The sequence below is a fragment of the Planctobacterium sp. R6 genome, assembly GCF_055755215.1.
Map to the genome: position 1 here is coordinate 19,600 of NZ_JBVTQY010000020.1, position 22,369 is coordinate 41,968.

At 46.4% G+C, this 22,369-nt stretch carries 21 protein-coding genes; 12 read left to right on the forward strand and 9 right to left on the reverse strand.

Annotation, left to right across the window (positions count from 1 at the left end):
- Positions 1 to 46 precede the first annotated feature (46 nt).
- The 5 genes from ppa to AC0J20_RS13465 all read left to right on the forward strand — a co-directional run bounded on the left by ppa (position 47) and on the right by AC0J20_RS13465 (position 4,621).
- The gene (gene ppa / locus AC0J20_RS13445) at positions 47 to 595 is read left to right on the forward strand and encodes an inorganic diphosphatase (RefSeq protein ID WP_229530937.1); all 549 of its coding nucleotides are present in this window, start codon (positions 47 to 49) and stop codon (positions 593 to 595) included.
- 173 nt (positions 596 to 768) lie between these two features.
- The gene (locus AC0J20_RS13450; protein WP_473022045.1) at positions 769 to 3,231 is read left to right on the forward strand and encodes an intermembrane phospholipid transport protein YdbH family protein; all 2,463 of its coding nucleotides are present in this window, start codon (positions 769 to 771) and stop codon (positions 3,229 to 3,231) included.
- Positions 3,232 to 3,247: 16 nt separating this feature from the next.
- Positions 3,248 to 3,436 (forward strand): YnbE family lipoprotein, encoded by a 189-nt coding sequence (locus AC0J20_RS13455; protein WP_473022046.1) that lies wholly within the window; start codon positions 3,248 to 3,250, stop codon positions 3,434 to 3,436.
- Between the two features lie 19 nt (positions 3,437 to 3,455).
- The gene (locus AC0J20_RS13460; protein ID WP_473022047.1) at positions 3,456 to 3,785 is read left to right on the forward strand and encodes a YdbL family probable chaperone protein; all 330 of its coding nucleotides are present in this window, start codon (positions 3,456 to 3,458) and stop codon (positions 3,783 to 3,785) included.
- A 35-nt stretch (positions 3,786 to 3,820) separates the two neighbouring features.
- The gene (locus AC0J20_RS13465; protein WP_473022087.1) at positions 3,821 to 4,621 is read left to right on the forward strand and encodes a DUF748 domain-containing protein; all 801 of its coding nucleotides are present in this window, start codon (positions 3,821 to 3,823) and stop codon (positions 4,619 to 4,621) included.
- Between the two features lie 12 nt (positions 4,622 to 4,633).
- Here the strand turns inward: AC0J20_RS13465 and AC0J20_RS13470 are convergent, their stop codons facing one another.
- Entirely contained in the window at positions 4,634 to 5,812 is a 1,179-nt protein-coding gene (locus tag AC0J20_RS13470; RefSeq protein ID WP_473022048.1) for an MFS transporter, read from the reverse strand.
- A 31-nt stretch (positions 5,813 to 5,843) separates the two neighbouring features.
- On the reverse strand, positions 5,844 to 6,584 hold the full coding sequence (locus AC0J20_RS13475) for an SDR family NAD(P)-dependent oxidoreductase (RefSeq protein ID WP_473022049.1): 741 nt from the start codon (positions 6,582 to 6,584) through the stop codon (positions 5,844 to 5,846).
- Positions 6,585 to 6,738: 154 nt separating this feature from the next.
- Between AC0J20_RS13475 and AC0J20_RS13480 the strand changes: the two genes are divergently transcribed.
- The 3 genes from AC0J20_RS13480 to AC0J20_RS13490 all read left to right on the forward strand — a co-directional run bounded on the left by AC0J20_RS13480 (position 6,739) and on the right by AC0J20_RS13490 (position 9,141).
- A complete protein-coding gene (locus AC0J20_RS13480) occupies positions 6,739 to 7,293 on the forward strand; it encodes a TetR/AcrR family transcriptional regulator (protein WP_473022050.1) in 555 nt (184 codons plus the stop codon).
- Between the two features lie 361 nt (positions 7,294 to 7,654).
- A complete protein-coding gene (locus tag AC0J20_RS13485; RefSeq protein ID WP_473022052.1) occupies positions 7,655 to 8,215 on the forward strand; it encodes a flavodoxin family protein in 561 nt (186 codons plus the stop codon).
- A 524-nt stretch (positions 8,216 to 8,739) separates the two neighbouring features.
- A complete protein-coding gene (locus tag AC0J20_RS13490; RefSeq protein WP_473022089.1) occupies positions 8,740 to 9,141 on the forward strand; it encodes a DUF1842 domain-containing protein in 402 nt (133 codons plus the stop codon).
- A 206-nt stretch (positions 9,142 to 9,347) separates the two neighbouring features.
- Here AC0J20_RS13490 and AC0J20_RS13495 read toward each other — a convergent pair whose 3' ends face one another.
- Positions 9,348 to 10,331, reverse strand: coding sequence for a catalase family peroxidase (locus AC0J20_RS13495; protein ID WP_473022053.1), 984 nt, complete (start codon positions 10,329 to 10,331; stop codon positions 9,348 to 9,350).
- Between the two features lie 174 nt (positions 10,332 to 10,505).
- Complete coding sequence (locus AC0J20_RS13500; protein WP_473022054.1) at positions 10,506 to 12,155, reverse strand: endonuclease; 1,650 nt, start codon at positions 12,153 to 12,155, stop codon at positions 10,506 to 10,508.
- 325 nt (positions 12,156 to 12,480) lie between these two features.
- Here AC0J20_RS13500 and AC0J20_RS13505 point away from each other — a divergent pair, with 325 nt between their 5' ends.
- Positions 12,481 to 13,674, forward strand: a complete 1,194-nt coding sequence (locus AC0J20_RS13505) for an MFS transporter (protein ID WP_229530994.1) — start codon at positions 12,481 to 12,483, stop codon at positions 13,672 to 13,674.
- Between the two features lie 3 nt (positions 13,675 to 13,677).
- A complete protein-coding gene (locus AC0J20_RS13510) occupies positions 13,678 to 14,148 on the forward strand; it encodes a DUF3299 domain-containing protein (RefSeq protein WP_473022055.1) in 471 nt (156 codons plus the stop codon).
- Positions 14,149 to 14,182: 34 nt separating this feature from the next.
- Here AC0J20_RS13510 and AC0J20_RS13515 read toward each other — a convergent pair whose 3' ends face one another.
- From AC0J20_RS13515 to uvrA, 3 genes are read right to left on the reverse strand one after another with little or no spacing between them, the layout of a single operon-like run.
- A complete protein-coding gene (locus AC0J20_RS13515; RefSeq protein WP_473022056.1) occupies positions 14,183 to 14,878 on the reverse strand; it encodes a 2OG-Fe(II) oxygenase in 696 nt (231 codons plus the stop codon).
- Positions 14,878 to 15,273, reverse strand: a complete 396-nt coding sequence (locus AC0J20_RS13520) for an acyl-CoA thioesterase (RefSeq protein ID WP_229530950.1) — start codon at positions 15,271 to 15,273, stop codon at positions 14,878 to 14,880. The genes AC0J20_RS13515 and AC0J20_RS13520 overlap by 1 nt, the downstream gene beginning before the upstream one ends.
- Before the next feature lie 14 nt (positions 15,274 to 15,287).
- Positions 15,288 to 18,119: an excinuclease ABC subunit UvrA gene (gene uvrA / locus AC0J20_RS13525; protein WP_473022057.1), complete on the reverse strand. Its 2,832-nt coding sequence runs from the start codon at positions 18,117 to 18,119 to the stop codon at positions 15,288 to 15,290.
- A 168-nt stretch (positions 18,120 to 18,287) separates the two neighbouring features.
- Between uvrA and AC0J20_RS13530 the strand changes: the two genes are divergently transcribed.
- Together AC0J20_RS13530 and AC0J20_RS13535 are read left to right on the forward strand one after the other, a co-directional pair.
- Positions 18,288 to 19,640, forward strand: coding sequence for an MFS transporter (locus tag AC0J20_RS13530; protein ID WP_473022058.1), 1,353 nt, complete (start codon positions 18,288 to 18,290; stop codon positions 19,638 to 19,640).
- An 8-nt stretch (positions 19,641 to 19,648) separates the two neighbouring features.
- On the forward strand, positions 19,649 to 20,206 hold the full coding sequence (locus tag AC0J20_RS13535; RefSeq protein WP_473022059.1) for a single-stranded DNA-binding protein: 558 nt from the start codon (positions 19,649 to 19,651) through the stop codon (positions 20,204 to 20,206).
- 156 nt (positions 20,207 to 20,362) lie between these two features.
- Here AC0J20_RS13535 and AC0J20_RS13540 read toward each other — a convergent pair whose 3' ends face one another.
- Positions 20,363 to 20,587, reverse strand: a complete 225-nt coding sequence (locus tag AC0J20_RS13540) for a hypothetical protein (RefSeq protein ID WP_473022060.1) — start codon at positions 20,585 to 20,587, stop codon at positions 20,363 to 20,365.
- A gap of 130 nt (positions 20,588 to 20,717) precedes the next feature.
- The gene (locus AC0J20_RS13545; protein WP_473022062.1) at positions 20,718 to 22,031 is read right to left on the reverse strand and encodes a hypothetical protein; all 1,314 of its coding nucleotides are present in this window, start codon (positions 22,029 to 22,031) and stop codon (positions 20,718 to 20,720) included.
- Between the last annotated feature and the right edge of the window lie 338 nt (positions 22,032 to 22,369).

Below are 22,369 nucleotides of genomic sequence, written 5' to 3' on the forward strand. Positions count from 1 at the left end.
TATAATTCCCCGATAACTTTTAATCTATCAACTTCAGGAAACTTTCATGAGCTTAAACGCCGTACCTGCTGGCAAGAATCTGCCGGACGAAGTCAATGTTATTATCGAAATCCCGGCCCATTCAGATCCGGTTAAATACGAAGTAGACAAAGAGTCTGGTGCAATTTTCGTTGACCGTTTTATGGCAACACCAATGCATTACCCCACTAACTACGGTTATGTGCCGCACACCTTATCTGACGACGGTGATCCGGTAGACGTATTGGTGATCACGCCTTTCCCTCTGTTGGCGGGTTCGGTAATCACCTGTCGCCCGGTTGGCGTACTAAACATGACTGACGAGTCTGGTGAAGATGCTAAGGTGTTGGCAGTACCTAAAGACAAGCTATCTACCTTATATCGTGGGATCACTGAATACACACAAGTCTCAGAGCCGTTGCTGAAGCAAATTGAACACTTTTTCGCGCATTACAAAGATTTAGAGCCAAACAAATGGGTAAAAATCGAAGGTTGGGCTGACGCCGCTGCCGCGAAAAAAGAAATCACAGATAGCGTTAAACGCTACAACGAAGCAGAAGACAAGCCAGCATTCTAAGCTGCGCTATTTCGTTTTTTAAAATGACGCCGCTTTTTGAAGCGGCGTTTTTTTTATTTAGACAGCGGGTTTTTAAGAAAAATATCAACAGGCTTCGGACATTCATATTAAACTCATTGAGGATAGGCTAAGCTGTACACAATTGCATTGCGTCAGGGAGAGGTTGCTCAACGGTGAATAAGGCTACCGGGATCAAGGCGGTTTTTATTACCCTGCTACTGGTGTTAGTGGCTGGTTATTTTTACTTACCCGGTGTTATACATCAGCAGTTAGCTGCCAGCGTAGAACAATTCGATGCTGAACTGCAATGCCTTGACTGGCAGTTAAAGTCCGTCAAGCAGCTATACATTAAACACCTGTGTCTGCAATATCAGGGCATCACCATGGAAGTGCACGATGCGCAGGTGGGGTTTTCTGTCACGGCATTGCTGTCCGGCAACCCTGCACATGAGACCTTGCAAAAAATACAGGTAAAACAACTTTTACTGCAGGTGCCCACAGCTAAGCTGTATACCCAGTCAGAGTCAAATTCCGCCAGTGCTGTAGAAGGAGTGATCCCCTGGTTGCGGTTGCCCAATATAAATGTTTCGCAATTTCAGTTGCAATTCACAGGCGAAACGAACCAATCATCTGGCAGCAACTCCTCATTATTTTCATGGCAAATCAGTACCCGTTCTGACGCGGATAACAATCATATTCGGTTTACGAACCTGATACAGGCATCTGATTGGTTGCAGCTAACCCAGCATAAAACCGGTGACGTGGCGCTTGCATGGCAGCTTTCACTGGCTGAGCTATTTACTATGGCAGAAGGACTACCGCTGCCGGTACTAAATAGCCATCTGAGTCCGGTTAAATCTCTGTCAGGCATCTGGACAGGTAACATTAAGCTGGACCCGACTAAGCTTGAGCAACTCTCCGCGCACAATGACATTCGAAGTCTTAGTGCAACTTTCGCGCTAGCGGAAAATGAGGGCAAACCACTTTCATTGCAGGGAGACGTGGGTTTCAGCATAGATAAAAACAATCAGAATTGGCGGTTGAGTGGCATAACTCAACAGCCACTGATAGTGGGTGGCCTGGCTCAATGGAGCACAGCACCTGTTGAGTCGTTGAGGTGGCAGGACTGGCAATTACAAAATCCAGTGTCAGAGTTTGTACAAGTTACACTACCTGAGACAATTTTTATTGCCGGGCTTGCGGAAATACAGGTTTCAGCCCCTGTGCTGTTGCACAGTGGTGGCTGGCAGGCCCAGTTGCAATCAATAAACGCAAATTTGCAGCAGCAAACCCTTAACGGACAGGTGAGCGTAGAAGGTAATCTTGTGTTGCAAAAAAACGCGCAGCAGCTACCTGTGCAATTTATCCTGGCTGGCAGCCTGGACTTATCGCCCGCCAGACAACAGGTGAAACTGTCTCAATGGCAGGTAATCAGCTCCGACTGGGCCAAAATGATCGCTGCTGATTTGCCTCTTCAGGCCGGAGCTTTACAGGTGTCAGGGTACTCTGACATTAGCTTACAGGCAGAAAAATGGCAGGTAGACGGGCAATATCAGGCAAGTATCGACACTATTAAAGCCAGTGTTGCCGACGACTATTCACTGAGCATCAGACAACTGTCGCTTTCGGGGGATTATCAGCTGAGTCCGGACAGCCTGGTGTCTGATAATCGGATTCAACTGAATGACAAGCTGGGATCGGCACTGAGCACAAGGGGTGACTTACAGAATTTATCCTTGCACTATGAGCTACAGCCTTCGCCATTACATCCCTGGCTCAAGCTCATCGCAGGTATTCCGGATAAACTAAAGATACAAGGTGGTATGGTTTCGGCCGAGGTGAATGCTCACTTACTCAATGGCAGCTTGTCTCCTGTCGGTATTCAAATGGTACTCAACGGATTGTCCGCCAGTTACGACAACTATCTGCTGAGCAATGCACAAACCCAGTTTAAAGGTGTGCTTTCCCCGGATGGTAAACTCATCAGCGACACGCAAAACCTGCAAGTTGAACGCTTTTTTGCCGGGGTAAACCTTGATGATATCGCACTGAGTTATCGACTAAGCCCTGATACGCAAACTCCCGATGGGCTTACAAACCCGGTGATTGAGTCTTTTTCGGCAAGCTTGCTGGGCGGCAATGTCGGTTTTACAACGCCTTTTTATCCACTCAACCCTGAAAATCAACTGAGCCTTGCTGTAGAACGACTATCGGTTCCTGAACTGGTGACACTATTCGAACAGCCTGGTTTAGTGGTAACCGGCGCGTTAAGCGGCGCCATACCGGTTATATTCAGCGAAGGTTCTGTTAGTGTGCGTCAAGCTAAACTCAATGCAGTGGAGAATGGCGTGATCCAGATAAAAGACAATCCCGCATTTATTAATTTGAAGCACAGTCAGCAGAGCCTGGCTGCAGCATTGGGGTTACTGGAAAATCTGCAATATTCACAGTTGCAGACTACGATGAGTTTACAAACGGATGGTTGGCTGGAACTGGCGGTAAATATTAAAGGGGTAAATCCTGAGCAACAGCAACCCATTAATTTTAATCCGACTTTCAGTACTAATCTGTATACTGGACTCAAAGCGCTGAGAGCGGGTAAGGATATTTCAAAAGCCATTGAACAACGGTTTTAAACAATGAGGTAGTCAAATGAAATTTATATCGCTGACCGGGCTCACCCTACTGGCCGTGTTGCTGGGCGGTTGTAGCCACCGGGTTGAGGTGGCCGCAAAAGAGCCCATTACCATCAATCTCAATGTCAAAATTGAGCACGAGATCCGGGTGAAGCTGGATAAAGAATTAGACAATGTCTTCAGTGAAGACAGTGAATTGTTTTAACCAAACATAGGGACACAACATGAAAACATTACTTAAACCTGTCTTATTTTTGTTCCTGTTATCCATCAACGCGATGGCGTTTGCTGTAACTCTGGACCAGGCGAAAGCCGATGGATTGGTGGGCGAGCAACTGGACGGTTATCTGGGACTGGTGGTCAACAACAAAGCAGCGCAATCGCTGATTGCAGACGTAAATGCCAAACGCAAACAGTTGTACCAACAACTGGCCAGCAAAAACGGAGTCAGTGTTGACGTGGTGGCGAAGCTGGCTGCGGAAAAAGCGGCAGAAAAAACTCAGTCGGGTCACTACCTTCAAAATATGCAGGGCGAGTGGGTTAAGAAGCCCTAACATAAGCGCTAAAATTGTGAACTAATTTCATCTTAATCAGGAAGGAAAAAATGAAAAAACTGCTAATTGCATTGCTTGTTATTTTCGTGGCCGTGGGCGGCTTTATTTACATGGGGCTGTCGGGGCTGGATGGGTTCATCAAGGAGCAACTGGAAAAACAAGGTACAACAGTAACCAAAACCAACGTTACCGTTAATCAGGTGGAAACCGTGTTGTCTGATGCCAAAGTCACAATTAGTGGGCTTAGTATCGCCAATCCGCAAGGCTATTCGCAGGCGAATGCCTTTGGTTTACATACCGTTAAAGTGGATCTGGGAACGTCTACTCAGGAGCCCTACGTTATCGACGAAATTCTGATTGATAGCCCGGAAGTTTTGTATGAAGTTAATCAGCAAGGTAAAGCTAATCTGGTCGTGCTAAAAGACAACATTCAGGCCTCATTGCCTCAGTCAGCGCCTGAACCGGAAGCACAATCTGGTGATGCCATTAATCCTTTGATGAGCGTAAAGAAAATCACTGTAAAAGACGTTAAATTTACGCTTGATATTGCTGCCATGGACTTAGGGGAGATTCCACTACAACAACGCCAGTTTGAACTGACCTTACCCACATTCCAGGCTGATGCCATCGGCGTACCCAATGGCATACCGGCTGATCAACTGGGCGCCGCGATTGTCGATTCGATGCTGGACAATCTGATTAAAGAAGGCAAAAACAAGGTCAAAGCGCTGATAAAAGAGCAGGCCGAAGCCAAACTTCAGGAAAAACTGGACGAAGAAAAAGCCAAGCTGGAAGAAAAGGCCAAAGAAAAACTGAAAAGCCTGTTTGACAACTAACGGCAACCATCTTTAACGTTGAGTTAATTTAGCATGGGGTCCGGACAGGGCCCCTGCACATAAAGCCGCTATTGATGCTGCCAGAACTAATATGATAAAAAAAGTACTAATGTAACCAACGTTAACTATCCCCAATTTAGCTTCGGCTACTCCGCCAATGTAAGAACCAGATGCAATACCTAAATTGCATACAGATAAATTTAAGGAAACCGCAAAACCTTTGTAGCCTTGCGCTGCCTTCATTACTCGTACTTGAGTTACGACGAAAGCTGCCATATGAGAAGCTCCCCATATGGGCAGTAAAACACATAACAACAACGGAAAGTGCCTGCTTATTGGTACAACCATTACCATCGAAAAAACAAGAACGATGGAAACATAAATTGTAGAAGACAAGTTATTTGAGGCTGAAAAACGCCCAGCGACAAAGTTTCCCCCAATTCCCGCAATGCCAAAGCCTATCAGGGTCCATCCTATGGCTATCTCACTAAAATCAGCAACGGAAGACAGTAAAGGAGCGATGTACGTGTATCCGGAAAACATACCAGTGAACAACAAAGCGGATAAGATCAGGTGAGCCAGGAATCTGAAACGCAATAACAACGATAATTGCGCTAAAGGCCTAATGCCTCCCTTTTTGTCTTGAAACGACGGAAACCCAAAGATAATGGCAATAATCGCTATGAAACTTAAAGCAGATAACACCAGTACACTGATTTTCCAGTCACTTGCCGCAGCGATTATTGTCCCCATCGGTATACCTAATACAGTGGCAAGTGCAACTCCGAGATTCACACGGGATATGGCCCACCCCTCCATTTGATGGCTAACTTGCTTAACTGCGGCTAGTGATAAAATGCTTAATATCGACGGCAGCAAACTTCCTTGTACTACCCGAACTACTACTGCCATCGAATAAGAAGGGAAAAGTGCAAGGATCAGGTTTCCAATTGCAAATGACAACATAGCCAATAGCGCAAATTTACGGGAATTAACCCTTCCAGAGAGCAAAGTTACTACAGGGCCCAGTAGTGCGGCAGACAATGCGAACCATGTCACAAGGGTTCCCGCCTGTTGAAGGGTAATCTGAAGATCCTTAGCTATGTTGGGAATTAACCCAATAACCATAAACTCCGCAGTTACTACTACAAAACTTATGAAGGCAAAAAGCGCAAAAGTCCGGGCAGGCATTTGTGAAATAGATTAAGTTGATGGTGATTGATTAGGCATTTGTTCCCCCATCTATAGTGATTTCACTTCCGGTTATACATTGGGCTTCATCACTTGAAAGCCATGCAACTAAATTCGCGACATCCAGCGGCTCAGCGTATTGAGGGATACACATTGTACTTCTTTGCATATCAGAGAATTCACCATCGGCGGGGTTCATAGCTGTATTAGTAGAGCCAGGGTGTATGATATTAACTGTAATTTTACGTGAACCGAGATCCCGGGCCAGGGCTTTTGTGAAACCAACAAGTGCTGCCTTACTGAGACTGTATAGACTCAGCCCTGGCATCAGTGCACGCTTGGCCAGATTGCTACCGATAGAAATGATTCTGCCGCCTTGCGTCATATAGGTTGACGCTATTTGGGACGCTACAAATACAGCACGAACATTGATATCAAGAGTTTTTTGAAAATCATTCAATGTAAATTCTTCAATAGGTTTAGCATCAAAAATTCCAGCATTATTTATAAGAATGTCTATCCTTCCAAATTCTGCGACGGTCTTTTCAACTGCACTTTTTACCTCTTCAGGATTCGCGTTGTCTGCTTGTATTGCCAGCCCCCTCTGGCCTGTACTCTCGATGAAACTGAGGACCTCATATGCCTCACTTTCTGAGCTATTATAAGTGAGAACCACGTTGGCTCCCTTCTCTGCCAGACGTCTGGAAATAGCTGCACCCATACCTCTGCTACCGCCTGTTACAAAAGCGACTTTATTTTTAAATTCAGACATATATTTCTCCTATTTATGTAATGATCGTTACATAAATTATCTTGCTGAGTTTCATCAGTCAATAATTTTGTTATGATTAGTACAAAATTAACTTGTCGAGGAGAATTGTGTGAAGCAGAGAGGGCGCCCACGGAAGTTTGATAGAAATGAGATATTGAAAAAAGCAATGATGACATTCTGGAGTCAAGGTTATGATCGAACCTCAATGTCTGATTTAACTGAGAGTATGGGCTTAAACTCGCCCAGTATTTATGCTGCTTTCGGTTCCAAAGACCAGCTTTTTCAGGAAGTTGTGGAGTTGTATTTGGCAACAGAAGGACAACTGATTTGGAGCGCAGTAAAAGCTGAGTCTAATGCGCGAAGTGCTACGGAAAAGATGTTAAACATGAGCGCTGAAGTTTTTACTCAGCCTCACAAACCCGGTGGGTGTTTAGTAACACTTGGCGCTATACATTCAGGTAAAAAGAGTACAGAAATACATCAGTTGCTAAGTGAAAAAAGAAATAATGCAACACAGATGCTCAAGGATATATTGGTACAAAGTAAAATGTCCGGGGAAATTTCTGAGAAGTCTAATGTAGAAGCGATAGCTGATTATTACATAGCTATACAACAAGGGATGTCTATAAAGGCAAGAGATGGAGCTGGTAAAGATTCACTGCTAAAAATAGCTGAATTGGCTATGAATACCTGGAATACGCTAACCTGATCAACAGGCTCTAATTTAAACCTCGTGTTTACGTGATGCATTAATTGCAGTCAATCCTGCCCCTGATTTAAATAAATTGTGAAACACTGAGTTCAAATTTAATTCAGTGAGCCCCCGGGAAAGAAGCTCTGTTTTTCAATTCCAACTGGTTTTGTTTTCTCACAACAGGACTAGTCAGGAAGGATGAGTCTGTTGTGAACCAACATCAGTGCAACCTTCTGAAACGCTACGCAAATTGAAAAACACTTTACCGCTCCTGTTCACCAAGGGAAGCAACGTAACACAAGCCCTTTATCTCCCTTGCGCCCTCTTGTATGGTGAGTGGCGGATCATCACAGACAAAAAAGGACCAATTAAAAAGATGGCGAAAATTGGACTGGTTTATTTTACCAATACCGATGTTACCGGCAAACTCTGTGCAGAGGTACAGCAGTGCCTGGAGGCGATGGACTTTGCAGTGGTAGCGCACCGAATTGACGGCAGTGAAATCATTCAGGGGCGCTTTAAAAACGAGGGGCTGTTTGATGCGTTGTTCCATTGTGACGCTATCATCTTTGGTTCGCCTACCTATATGGGCAGTGTCTCGGCACAGTTCAAAGCGTTTGCAGATGCCACCAGTGATTTCTGGCAAGAACAAAAATGGGCCGGGAAGTTGGCGGCCGGTATCACCTCGGGTACTGCGCATAACGGGGATCAGGCCTCTACGCTGGGTTACATGCAATTGCTGGCGAGTCAACACGGCATGCTTTGGGTGAGCCTGGATGCGCCATTTAACGATCAAACCAGGGGGGTTAACCGACTGGGGTGCCATCTTGGCGTTACGGCACAATCTGCGGATGGAGAAGTGCATAATGTTGACTTAAAAACGGCCGCCTATCTGGCAAAAAACGTCGCTAAATATGTCGAAAAATTTCGCGAATAACATTGCCTGAACAGGTAACCTGCAAAGTACCATTAGCCTGTAATTGTGTGTAATAACAAATCTGAGCCTGTTTGATTAAATTTATTGTGTCGCTTCAGTAAAACCACTGAAGTATTTAAACACTGAATAAATACAGGAGAGTTATGAGAGCGTGTTGACCTTTGCTGTACAAAATTTGTTCTAGATATAAGCGCTTTAATCGCGGAACAGTCCTACAGGCCTAGTGGTGCTAAGTCAAGGGGCTGTGACAAAGAGTAAAGCGCTTATATGACGAACCCGTCGGGCAGCGCCTGTGTGTAATTTATACCTCGTTGTATGCTTTTGATTTATCCCGACATGGATGTAGGTGATTAGAATAACGCAGGAGCAGTTATCGAGAACCACCAGACCTTCAAGCATTCGCCTTGTTTACGAAATACCGTTGGAATAGCATAGAACAGCTTTAGCTGGCCTGCGAAGCAGGTGAGCTAAAGGGAAGTAGCGAATAAATTGCACACAGACTGCTGCAAAATTGCACCGCAAAGATCAGCACGCTCTGGTCGGATACAGGTTTATATTTACTTAAATTGAGTTTCAACCCGCAAAAAGGTGTTGTGGGTTCTGGTTCGATGACACTGGCGGTAACTGTCGATGCAGCAAGTGGTGAGTTACACGGTCAGGCTCAGGGGACCATTTTGGAAGGCACTGAACATCCACAATCGTTCACTGCTAAAGTGTCAGGTGCAATGCATAGCACCGGATATGGCAATATCGTCCGGGTGGGGGCTGTTAATGGTGAAGCCAGTTTACCTTTTACTCCGCCAGCTATTGGCTTTGCATCTGCCCCTTTTTCTGCCAGCTTTAGCCTGGATTCATCATGGAAAGGTGAAGGTCAATTCAAAGTCGGCAACCACACTTATCAATCAGAAGTGAGCATGGTGGATTAAATACTGCTTACTGATACTGAGTTTCGGCATAGTGAGATTGAGACCCATCGTAGCGTTGAGGGGCGGTTTCAAGACAGCTATGCCGATTCGATGCAACCGCGTGGAGTTGTTGTGCTGAATGGCTCATGCTAAGACGATTTGGCATACTCTTTCAGAGCAAAAGCTTCGCGGTTGCAATTTTTTTGTTACTAACCAGGTGCCTCTTTTTACTGCCCGCTCAGGCGTTTACCAAATGAAATGGCATAGGCCGCTGAGCGCATTCTTAGCACCGGATCATCACTTGCACTGAACCCTTGTGACAGCACATTGGGGTCGAAGTTAATGGCCGTGCAGCTGTCATCCCCGGATTTTTGCAACACAATCCGGCCCAGTGAGACATTTTCTCTGTCTTCTGGCCACTGCACTGAGGGGTCATTAATTACATCTTCTTCATGGCCCAGTACCGCACGCAGCGTATAGCTGACTTCGTTGTCAGCCAGTTGTTTAGCCAGGCGATCAGAGAGAAATGATGCCGGGAGTTGTTGGGCCTGCTGCGGATCGATGGTTTTCACGCCGAGATCCGGCGTAATTTGCCAGCGGAATTTTATGGCCTTGCCCGCGTTGTTGTAAAAGAAGGTATGCAGGCCAAAAAATTCGGTATTGGCGTAGGAATATGCCGTTTTGGCCTGTTTGTTCCATGCCGCGTTTGCCTGAACACTGGGATTAGCCCTGATGTAATCAAGCGTTTTTTGTGGATCCCGTTGTCCGTTTTCATCCGGCAACAGGGTGGACAGAAATCCGAAAAAGGTTTCAGGATCTTTGCCGGCAAATACCGGGAAGTTATTCCCGGTAAACATATGTCGCGCGCCATCCGGTAACATGATCTGAACGCCCATTCCCCGTGTACCGGGATTGCGTTCATCGGCTTGTGGGATGCCGCCACCGACAGAAAACCTGGCAATTACCGGCAGCGAACCTTGAGACAATAGCGGTGATGCAGAAAATAACGTTGACTGAGGGTTGGGTTCAAAGCGACCTGAGGCACACACTCCTGTGGCATGTGCTTTGCGGATACCGGGGTGTTTACCACTCAGCTTTTCAAATAATGCCACCAGGTCATTGGCCTGTATGTTTGACGGCGGATCAGCATAGGCAAAATTACTGAACGTTATACTTATCAGGATCGCAGTGAAAAAGTGCGGTTTTATCATTGATTTATTCTCTCAGATTACACGTGTTGATACCTGTCCCATGCGATACTGAATGGGATTAGTATCATAGACAGGATGGATAAATTTCAGGGGGTCTTGCTGGAACGAAAAAGGGCTCCCGATGGAGCCCTGACTTTCTGTCGTTATTGTTATTATTATTGTAGGTGCTTGTGTTTAGTTACCCCAGATATCAGCCACAAATTGTGGATGGTCAACAAAGGGGTTTCTGTTAGCCTGGTGTAATTCTGCGGCGTTGTTTCGGTCAATTTCCTTTTGGCTTACTGGGTCCAGGTTGTGCCATTGCTTCAACATGGCCAGGAACCAGGCTTCAAAGACCTGATTTGCGCTGCCATTTAGCACGGCGTTGCCATAACTGCTGTTATTTTCCCAGTTAGCGATAACATCTTCGTAGCGGGTCGCCATGTAGAAGTATGCGCGTGCCAGGTCGCCTTTAAACTCGTCAATGGGTTCAAAAACAGTACCCGAATAACCCAAACCTGACGCGGAGGACCCGAGTTTGGAGCCATTGCTGGAGGTGTAACTGGCTGAACCTACCTCACCATATGGGTAACTGCTGCGTTTTGAGTTTACATAGCCGTCAGAGGCAAAAATGTGGTGAACATCTGAGTTCATTGGCTCCACTGTGCCGCCAAACCAGCTTTTCGGGAAAGAGTGTTCACGGTTATAGCAGTCTGCTTCGCCACTGTATGTTCCGCATTGATCTGTCACTTTGGTAAAATTGAACGGGTCGGAACCATTGGGGGCTTCTGAATAGATATCCAGGATCGTGCCGTCGTTTTCGTAATAGCTATCCAGTTCGTTTTGCTCATAAAAGGTCCATAACGCGCCATAGCCCTGGTTGCTGTGTCCCTTGATGATGTCGTGCAATGCGGTTTTCAGTGTGTAGCCACTCAAACCTTCGGCTGATTGATAATAAGCGCCAAGGTCTGAATTACCGCCACCGCCAGAACCACCACCACCGGAGCCGCCACCAACAGTGAAGCTATGGGTTGCGACTGAATTGAACTGACCGCCGCTGAACACCTGAGTGCCGTCAACCGTCATACTGTAGACGCCATTGCCATAGCCGCAGCAAATGCCATCGCCATAGCTGTCATTAATCTGGAAGGTGTAATCACCGTCTGCCAGACAGAATGTCTCGGTGTAAGTGGTATTGCTGGATAAATTGCTGCCACTGGCAATTTGATTACTGCTGGCGTCTGTTAATTGCCAACTGGTTTCGCCACCGTAATTATCGGTAGATAAACTTAACTCGGCACTGGTATCGGAACAGCCGCCTGAGCCACCCCCAGAACCTCCACCCGAAGAGCCTGAATCGGTAGGTTCAAAGCTGTCCACATAAACAATTTCTGCGCCATCAAAGCCGCTGACATCATAAAAGCGCAATCCAACTTCGATGGTTCCTGTGGAGCTGGCGGTATAGGATTGATTGATCTGCTGCCATTGGTTGGTCAGGTTTTCATTGGAATATCCCTGGTAACCGTTGACATATAAACGCGCTCTTACGTTACCTTCGGTATGATAAATGCGTGCGCTGAAGTCGTAAGTTTGACCCGAAGTCACACTCACCGTTTGCCTGAAATCAGTAGAGCTTTGACTGCCAGTTGTTACGTTTACCGCGGCTGAACTGGTGCCATTATAACTGATGCTGGTGGATTGACTTACACTGATACCTGAATCTATGGTGGTCCAACCGTCAGGTGTATTGCCTGTCCAGGATTCGAATTCTCCATTTTCTACCTGAGCCAACGCCAGGGGGCTAAATAATGCCACCGTGGTGAGGGTTACGAGAGCCTTTTTCATTATTGTCTCCGGATTTGTCACAAGGGAATTTATTTATTGTTATGTTTCTTGTTGTTTGGAACAAAAGCGTCCTGTTCAAACATTGAGCAGTTTGGTTACGAATTGTGACAATTACAATGCAAAAATTTATCAAAAGTTGACCAAATGGTTCAGAAAATGAGCTCAATTCAGGTTGTTTTAGTTAATTGTGGGTGTTGTACCACTTTTTTACCGGTTAAAAATCAATCTCCGCCAATGAAAAGTAACCTTATTATTTAACTGAATTAGGCTCAGCTAGCAATTTGCTTTACAATCCGGTCTTTCCCTTTTTCAGGTTTACCCAATGATGTCGCAATTGCAGATACTTCGTCAGAAGCCGGAAGTATTGTTGTTAGCTATGGCCTTTGTTATGCCGTTAACATTTTCGGTTTGGAACGCACTGCTGAACAATTTTGTGATTGAAAAAGCCAGTTTTACCGGTGCTGAAATTGGCCTGCTGCAAAGCCTCAGAGAAGTGCCAGGGTTTTTAGCGTTTACAGCGGTATTTGTACTGTTGGTGTTAAAAGAGCAGACCTTTGCAATGCTGTCGTTGGCGTTGATGTCGGTTGGTGTTGCACTAACGGGCTGGTTTCCTTTTGAGATTGGTTTGTATTGCACCACAGTAATAATGTCTATTGGATTTCATTATTTTGAGACCGTCAACCAATCGCTGACACTGCAATGGTTACACAAAGATAAAACCGCCCACTTTATGGGACAGCAGTTAGCGGTTAAGAGTTTTGCATCGCTGTTTGCCTATGGGGCGATTTGGGTGTTGATGGAATGGTTTGGTATCAGTTACAACGCCATGTATATGTTGGCAGGTGGTGCTGGCCTGTTGATTGTCGTCATTTTATGGATCACTTTCCCCACCTTTAAAGAAGCAACCGGTCAACATAAAAACCTGATCATGCGCAAACGTTACTGGTTGTATTATGCGCTGACGTTTTTCAGCGGTGCAAGACGGCAAATTTTTGTGGTGTTTGCCGCCTTCATGATGGTGGAGAAGTTTGGCTATAGCGTGGGCCACATCAGTTTACTCTTTGCGGTCAACTACATATTTAACCTGCTGTTTGCGCCAGCCATCGGCAAATGGATCCACAAAGTCGGGGACAAAACCGCATTAACTTTTGAATACATCGGGTTGTTCCTGTTATTTATTGCTTATGGCCTGGTAGACAATGCAATGCTGGCCGGCGCGTTGTTTATTATCGATCACCTGTTTTTTGCTCTGGCTATTGCCATTAAAACCTATTTCCAGAAGATTGCAGATCCTAAGGATATCGCTTCAACTGCCGGAGTTAGCTTTACCATTAACCATATCGCGGCGGTAGTGATCCCGGCTTTACTAGGTATCGTATGGTTAACCTCGCCAAGCCTGGTATTTTTTATCGGGGCAGGCTTTGCATTTTGCTCACTGATCCTGGCCCGCAATATTCCTGCATTGCCCGGCGAAGGCAATGAAGTTGTTTTTAACCCCTTTGCACCCTCTAAAGTTTGATTTATGAAAAGCATTTTAACTAGCACTTTATTATTGTTGTCTTTGGTTTGTCCGGTTGTTAGCGCGGAACCGTTGGAATTGTATTGGGAAGAGTTGATACCCGAAGGTTATGTACCCTCAGAAGAAATTCCGGAGATTGACCATAACAACCCGATGGCACAATCCAATGCGAACGCTCCGGTGAGAACGGACTTAAACGGTAAACAGGTGAAAATTCCAGGCTTTGTGGTGCCGCTGGAAGGTGATGACACCATTACTGAGTTTCTGCTGGTGCCTTTTTTCGGCGCCTGTATACACGTCCCACCACCGCCGTCTAATCAGATTGTGTTTGTTAAATTTCCCAAAGGGGCAAATGTTGACAACCTTTACGATGCCATCTGGGTAACAGGTACACTACAAACTGAAGGCTGGACCGGTGATATGGCGACGGTTGGCTACAATATGGTGGGAGAAGCCATAGAGCCGTTTGAATAGAGGGAATGCCTGGGGTTAGCAAGGCTATCGCGGTTTAACCGCGATAAAGGTGCTCGGCGCGCTGGAACAATACCCAGGACGTTATAATTTGTTTGTCGCCTGAGATGGGGACATTGCCACGATGGGTATGAGTAAAATACGCCGGCGCAATCACCATAGTGCCTTTTTCGGGCTTGATGCGCTTCTTTTGATAATAGAACTCAGTTTCGCCACCTTCATCCACATCATTCAGGTAATACATAAACAATAAAATTCGGTGCAGCGCTTCGTTATTGGGCATTTGTGGATAGACTTCCGAATGCCAGTAAGGATAACCGCCTTTACGCGCCTCATATTTCTGCATATTAACATCACCAAAACGAAAGAACTGCGGAATAAACTGGTCAATTTTAGGTTTGGCCAGCTCCTCATAGTTCTCATCAGTAATGTTGGTTGGTTCACCGGTTTGCGGGTGCCTGACTTTAATCCCCAACGGTCCAATAAAGGCAAAAAAGAACTCATCAAAATAATCAATCACCTGCCGTGTTGTGGCGTGAACGACTTTAGTGAACTCTTCCTGAAACTCCGGGTTGTTGCTGATGGAAATATCCCGGCTGACTTTCTTGCTGGTATCCACTCCACCACCGGTGCGACCTTCAAAAGTCCCCGGGTGTTGTGCAAATTTAGCCATCAGGCTATCGCAGGTGTCGTTATCCAGCGCATTGGGTATGACTTTAATGAAATCCGTCATCAGTCTGCTGCCACTGAAATATCTTGCAGTTGGGCGCGAACCGCGTCAGGTACCGGGCAGGCTTTTTGGCCCTGATAATCAAAGTGCACCATGGTCGTAACACCTTTGGCGCAGCGCTCGCCGTTTTGCCAAACTTCCTGAAAAACGTCAAATGAGCTGCCACCGAGACGGCTAATGCCGGTTTTGATTGTTACCTCACCCAAAAATATCTGTTTCAGGAAGTCCACTTTGTAACTGGCCAAAATCAGCGGCCAGTTGTCGACATCCAACTCAGGAGTGAACATCTTAAAAATAGGTTCCCGGGCAGACTCAAACCATTGCACCAACGTGGTATTACTTACGTGTTTCAGGGCATCGGTTTCGTAAAATCGAACTTTGTAGGATTCTTCCAGCATGTGCGTTTCCTTGATTATTCTTTTTTAAGAAATGGTGCAAGAAAATGACCGGTATGTGAAGCTTTTACTTTGCAAACTTGTTCCGGTGTACCTTCGGCGATGATGTTACCACCACCGGAGCCACCCTCCGGACCGAGATCGACAATCCAGTCTGCGGTTTTGATGACATCGAGATTGTGCTCAATAACTACCACTGTGTTGCCGTGATCTCTGAGGCGATGCAACACCGCCAGTAGTTGTTTGATATCGTGAAAGTGCAGGCCAGTGGTGGGTTCGTCCAAAATGTACAGGGTCTTGCCGGTATCCCTTTTGGACAATTCTTTTGCTAACTTCACCCGTTGCGCTTCACCACCGGAAAGGGTGGTGGCAGCCTGTCCTAATCGAATGTAGGACAGGCCTACGTCCATCAGGGTTTGTAATTTGCGATTAATCGCAGGTACGGCATCAAAAAACACGCGGGCGTCTTCTACCGTCATTTCCAGGACTTCGTGAATGTTTTTGCCTTTGTACTGAATTTCCAGCGTTTCGCGATTGTAGCGTTTGCCTTTACACACATCGCAAGGCACGTAAACGTCAGGCAAAAAGTGCATTTCTACTTTAATTACCCCGTCGCCCTGGCAGGCTTCACAGCGACCGCCTTTCACGTTAAAACTAAAGCGGCCAGGTTTGTAGCCACGAGAGCGGGATTCCTGCGTACCGGAGAACAACTCCCTGATAGGGGTGAAAATACCGGTATAGGTGGCCGGATTGGAGCGCGGTGTACGGCCTATCGGACTTTGATCGATATCCACTACTTTGTCTAACTGATGCAGTCCCGTGATGGACTTATAAGGAGACGGTTCGTCTGTGGTGGCACCGTTAAGTTCAATATGGGCAATTTTGTAGAAGGTGTCATTAACCAGAGTGGATTTACCCGAGCCGGACACCCCGGTGATACAGGTCATCAGCCCTACCGGAACCCGCAAGGTAACATCGTTCAGGTTATTGCCGGTGGCGCCTTCCAGCTCAACCCAGGCATCATCCTGTACTGGTACCCGCTTTTCAGGTATGGCAATGGCCTCTTTGCCTGACAGGTACTTGCCGGTCAGCGAATTTGGGTTGCTCAGTATATCCTCTAACTGACCTTCCGCCACAATCTGACCACCGTGTACCCCGGCACCAGGACCGATATCTACGATGTAATCGGCCAGTCGAATGGCATCTTCATCGTGCTCCACAACAATCACAGTGTTACCCAAATTTTTAAGATGAGTCAGGGTTTTGAGTAAGCGCTCATTATCTCTTTGATGCAGGCCAATTGAGGGTTCGTCCAGTACATACATGACACCTACCAGACCTGCACCAATTTGGCTGGCAAGGCGAATCCGCTGGGCTTCACCGCCGGATAAGGTATCGGCGCTGCGCGACAAGTTCAGGTAATTCAGGCCGACATTCACCAAAAAGGTCAGTCGGTCGTTGATTTCTTTCAGGATTTTTTCAGCAATTTGCGCTCGTTGCCCTTGTAACTGCAGATGGGTAAAGAAGTCTTTGGCTTCTACAATCGACATTTCTGATACTGTCGGCAATGTGGTATCTGCCACAAACACGTTGCGGGCTTCCTGGCGCAATCGACTGCCACCGCAACTGGTGCAAGGTTGCTGACTCAGATATTTAGAGAGTTCTTCGCGCACGGCATTGGATTCGGTTTCCTTGTAGCGGCGCTCCATATTGGGGATGATCCCCTCAAAGGGATGTTTGCGGGTCATGATATCGCCGCGATCATTGATATACTTGAAATTGATTGAAGTGCCTTTACTGCCGAAGAGCACGATATCCTGTGCTTTTTTATCCAGCTCGTTAAACGGTGTGTTCAGATCAAATTGGTAATGCTCAGCAACGGCTTGCAGCATCTGAAAATAGTAGTAACTGCGTTTGTCCCAACCGCGAATGGCTCCGCCGGAAATACTGATCTCTTCATTGGTGATTAAACGCACCGGATCAAAAAACTGTTTGGTTCCCAGGCCGTCGCAGGTGCCACAGGCGCCCGCCGGGTTGTTGAAGGAAAACAAACGCGGTTCCAGCTCGGTAATACTGTAACCACAATGGGGGCAGGCGAAATTAGCCGAAAATACCAGCTCTTCTTTTTCCGGCTCGTCCATCCAGGCAACACGCGCTACCCCGGCTGAGAGTTCCAGTGCGGTTTCAAAACTCTCAGCCAGGCGCAGCTGCAGATCTTCCCGCACCTTAAAGCGATCAACAACCACATCAATACTGTGCTTTTTGTGTAAATCCAGTTCCGGCGGATCGGAAAGATCACAGATTTCACCGTCGATTCTGGCCCGGATAAAGCCCTGAGCGGCCAGATTTTCCAGAGTTTTAATGTGTTCGCCTTTGCGATCTTTTACTACCGGCGCTAATAACATCATTTTGCTGTTTTCCGGCAATTCCAGCACTTTATCCACCATCTGGCTGACAGTTTGTGCTTGCAAAGGGGCATTGTGATCCGGACAGCGAGGTTCACCGACACGGGCAAACAACAATCTCAGGTAATCGTATATTTCGGTGATAGTGCCCACGGTCGAACGCGGGTTATGGGATGTGGATTTTTGCTCGATAGAAATCGCCGGAGACAGACCCTCAATGTGATCTACTTCGGGTTTTTCCATCATGGATAAGAACTGTCTGGCATATGCTGACAGGGATTCAACATAACGGCGCTGGCCTTCGGCATACAGAGTATCAAAGGCCAAAGAAGACTTGCCAGAGCCGGACAGACCGGTGATCACGATCAGTTTATCCCGTGGCAGCTCGATGTTGACGTTTTTGAGATTGTGGGTTCTGGCACCCCTGACGGTAATTTTGTCCATGCGGTAGAAATAGCTGTTCGCAAAAAGAGTATTATATGCATATATATACAGTAGTTAGCAAATGGTTTAATTTATCCCATATGGGCAATAGATACTGTCTCTGACCCAGGTTATGTGCTAAAATTCGCGACCTTTTTTTGACCGTTTCTGACAGGAAATTCGACCGTTTTGAACCAGACCGAAATACGTGGCGCCCTGTCACTGGCCTTTGTTTACCTGATGCGTATGCTGGGGTTATTCATGGTGATGCCGGTGCTGGTAGTACTTGCGCAGGATTACCCCGACTACACGCCGGTGTGGGTGGGGGCCGCTATTGGCGCTTATGGTCTTTCGCAGGCCCTGTTGCAAATTCCGATGGGCATGTTATCTGACAAACTGGGACGTAAACCGGTTATTATCGGAGGCTTAGTTTTATTCGCCTTTGGTAGTCTGATAGCGGCTATGGCGGATTCAATGTGGTTGTTAACTCTGGGGCGTTTTCTGCAGGGAACGGGAGCTATCGCTGGCGCCATTATGGCACTGGCGGCGGATATCAGTCGCGAAAATCAGCGCAGTAAGGTGATGGCTACTATCGGCATCGCGATTGGTTTTTCATTTTATTTATCGTTAATTATCGGCCCATTGTTGGCTGCCTCAGCCGGTCTGCAAGGTATCTTTTTAATCACTGCCGTGCTGGCCCTGATCTGTATTCCGTTAGTGTTGTTTGGTGTGCCCAATGTGGTGGTTAATGCCCCCAGTGGTGATACCTTGCCGGGTAAGTCGCAGATAAAACACATACTGCAGTCGAAATCCCTGCTAAGGCTGAATGTCAGTGTCTTGCTGCTGCATATGATGATTACCTTGGTGTTTGTGCAATTTCCGGTGAATTTACAAAATTTAGGCTGGGAGTTGGGGCAACACTGGATGCTCTATTTGCCCATACTGTTACTGGCAATAGTGGGTATGGCCCTGTTGATGGGCGCAGGCAGAAAACTGCCCGGCCATGTCGTAATCATAGTGGCGTTGTGGTTGATGGCCATCGCTTTTGTCGGTCTGGCCAATCTGGCTGACAGTTTTTATGGCCTGATGGCTTTTATTATCTTATTTTTTACAGGCTTCAATTACCTTGAGGCTAATCTGCCAGCTATGGTGGCCAATATCGCGCCGCCAGGTAAAAAGGGCTCAGCAATGGGAGTTTACGCCAGCTTCCAGTTTTTTGGCGCATTTTTAGGCGGCTTGGTCTCAGGTTTAATACTGGCTAACTTCGGTTCCCAGTTAGTCTGGTATTTAGCGGCAGGCATCTGTATTCTTTGGACAGGTTTGTTTGTAGGGTTCCATGCATCCGAGCGTCTGTCTCGTTACACGCTGACTTTGAATTTAGCCGGACGAGACTTAGCGACACTACAAACGGAATTTAATGCTTTACCGGGTATCAGTGAGTACACCATTGTACCGGACGAATCAGCCGTGTACCTGAAGGTTCAGGGCAAACATTTTGATATATTACAAGCCAGAAAACTGGCTGATCCAGAAGAGAATTAGGAGAAATCATGGCCAGCAGAGGTATCAACAAAGTTATTATTGTCGGCAACCTGGGGCAAAACCCGGAAGTAAAATATATGCCAAACGGTAACGCTGTCACCAACATCAGCGTCGCCACCAGTGAAAGCTGGAAAGATCAGCAAGGGCAATTGCAGGAACGCACCGAGTGGCACCGCATTGTGATGTTCCGCAAGTTAGCGGAAATCGCCGGACAATATTTACAAAAAGGCTCTCAGGTTTACATTGAAGGCAAATTGCAAACGCGTAAATGGCAGGACCAGAACGGTCAGGATCGTTACACCACTGAAATTGTTGCCGACAACATGCAAATGTTAGGTGGCCGTCAGGGCGGTAACGAAGGTGGTGGTTATCAGCCTAACCAGGGCGCACAAGGTGGCGGTGCGCCACAACAAGCGCCAGGTTATCAGCAAATGCCGAATCAGGGCGGTGGTCAGCCAAATCGCGGTGGCAATCAGGGGAGTGGCGGCTTTAACCAGGCACCACAACAACCTGCCCAGCCTATGCAGGAGCCGGATTTTGACTTTGATGACGATATTCCGTTTTAATTTTTCAACTTTTACAATGTAAAGTTTCAATGAACAAAAACCCCGCCATCGCGGGGTTTTTTATTGCAGCAAAGCCGTATTCAGAGCAATCGAAGTTCCGAAAAATAACAAAGGCACCGGATAGGTGCCTTTGTTACAAATATTCATCCGGACGGGTTAGCCGCAAGCTACCTCACCGTAAACTGCCTTAACCAACATTTCGCTTTCGAGCAGCATTTCATTTTGTGCGGCTAACATGGATTGGTATTGCTGTTTAAGGTTTTCAAAACGCTCTTCTTTAGACGTACCAGAAGGGGCAACAACATAGTAAGTTGCAGGAGAAGCTGTTCTCAGCTTTTTGTGCTCTTTTACTGTTTTGACAATCTTCTGTTCTTTCATCATTTATCTCCGAGCCATTGCTCAAATTAAACTATGGGGCTAACACTGTCATTTGACTCTATATCGGCAAGTTACCACTTTTTTTGCCTAAAGGCATTAATGACTTGTCTCAAAATTGCATTTTGATTCTTGCCTAAGCTTCTGCATCTGTGCCCTGGGAATGGCAGAACTCTTTGTTTTTCATGTATAAATATAGCAGATTCGCGATCATGAGTACAAGCGGACGGGTAAACTCCTGAAACAATTCAGGAGACTTAATCAGGCCATCTTCCGGGCGATACAGGTTGATGACGGCATCAACTATCTGCCCTTTGTTTTTCTGCGGGCCAGAAGATATCTCCAATGGCACAGATAGAATAGAACCACAGTTTTCCTGGCTGTCATAATAGGACTGAATCGCTTCTTTTTGTCTGGCGACGTAGTTAGCGGGCAGATTGTCTATGATTTCTTTTACATCGTGAATTGATACGACCCGCCCTGTTTCAATCGCCTCCGGTGCGCCTTTTATGACGCCGGGGTGAGTTTCAGAGGTTAATTCCACCGGTAACATAATCGGTTGCAACAACACCTCGCCACCATCTTTGCTGTTGATTGCCAATTCAGGTAGCAAATACAGGCATTTTGCACAGCCCAGATTCAGTGTCTCTAAGGTACAGGGGTCTGGAAAAAAGTACCTTCCTCTCTCAAAAGCATCACCGGCGTCAGGAATATTAACCGCGTCTTCAGCTGATGTAACCACCATTATATTGGCCTCAAATAATCTCGCATTCGATATGGTCCACAAAGACGCTATGCGACACATTGAAGCCAGTGCTTTTTTGATTTGCTCTCTGGCACTTTCGGCGACCAGTCGCTTTTCGTCGTCACTTTGGGCTTCCCTGGCCATATCGGTGATAACGGATAACATGCCAAATGTCGTGGCTGTGCCCACTCCCATTGCCGTGAATGCTTCATCTTTTGGCATGGTGTTCAGTATCTTATCTAGCCGGGTGGTTGTTTCTCTTATCCTGGTTTGATAGTTGGAGGTTTCAATGTGTTCTCGCTTCCAACACCAATAACCCATGTGAACCAGAGAGAAAGCCAGTGCCCAGATGAAGGGCATATCAGAGGGCTGATTACTGGTAATCAGAGCAACAATGACCGAACCCACAATAGAAAAGGCCATAACCGCCATATAGCGCCAGGATTTGTCTTTACTGTTGTTGGTGGCATGGCGCAACACCGTTGACAGTATCAGTAATATCACCGTATAGACGCAGCTTCGATATGCGTTTCCGGGGCTGAAAAAGTCTGAAACCTTGGGCAATATGAGCCAGTCAACATGCTTGTGCTGGTGATAAAATTCGCTCATAAAACTGCCGAACCCGAGCGTGACCACCAACAGAATTATATAGCCATCATAGCGGCTGAGGCTGTGCAGATATTTTTTGATAAAATCCATTTTCATGGTGGTGAATTCCATTTAGCAAAAAGGCATTGAGGTCGCGGGGTTATAGTTAACTGGTCCTACTATATCCGCAATTCAATGAGAATAAAACAGACCCTACCAAAAGCCGGTACAATCCACAAAACGTATTGAATTACATAGTATTTTATACTTTTGTCGGATTGCTCAATGAGAAGACTCTGGGACAATAAACATCAGTTAATGCAGTAGCGTCAGGTGCTAATAGTCAGAAAAAGTCTAAGAAACCGACAAAGTTGCAGATAAATAATATGATAAGAGAGAGACGAGATATGGTGATTTTGCCCAGAGTTTGTTCTAATACCAAAAAATACAAGAAT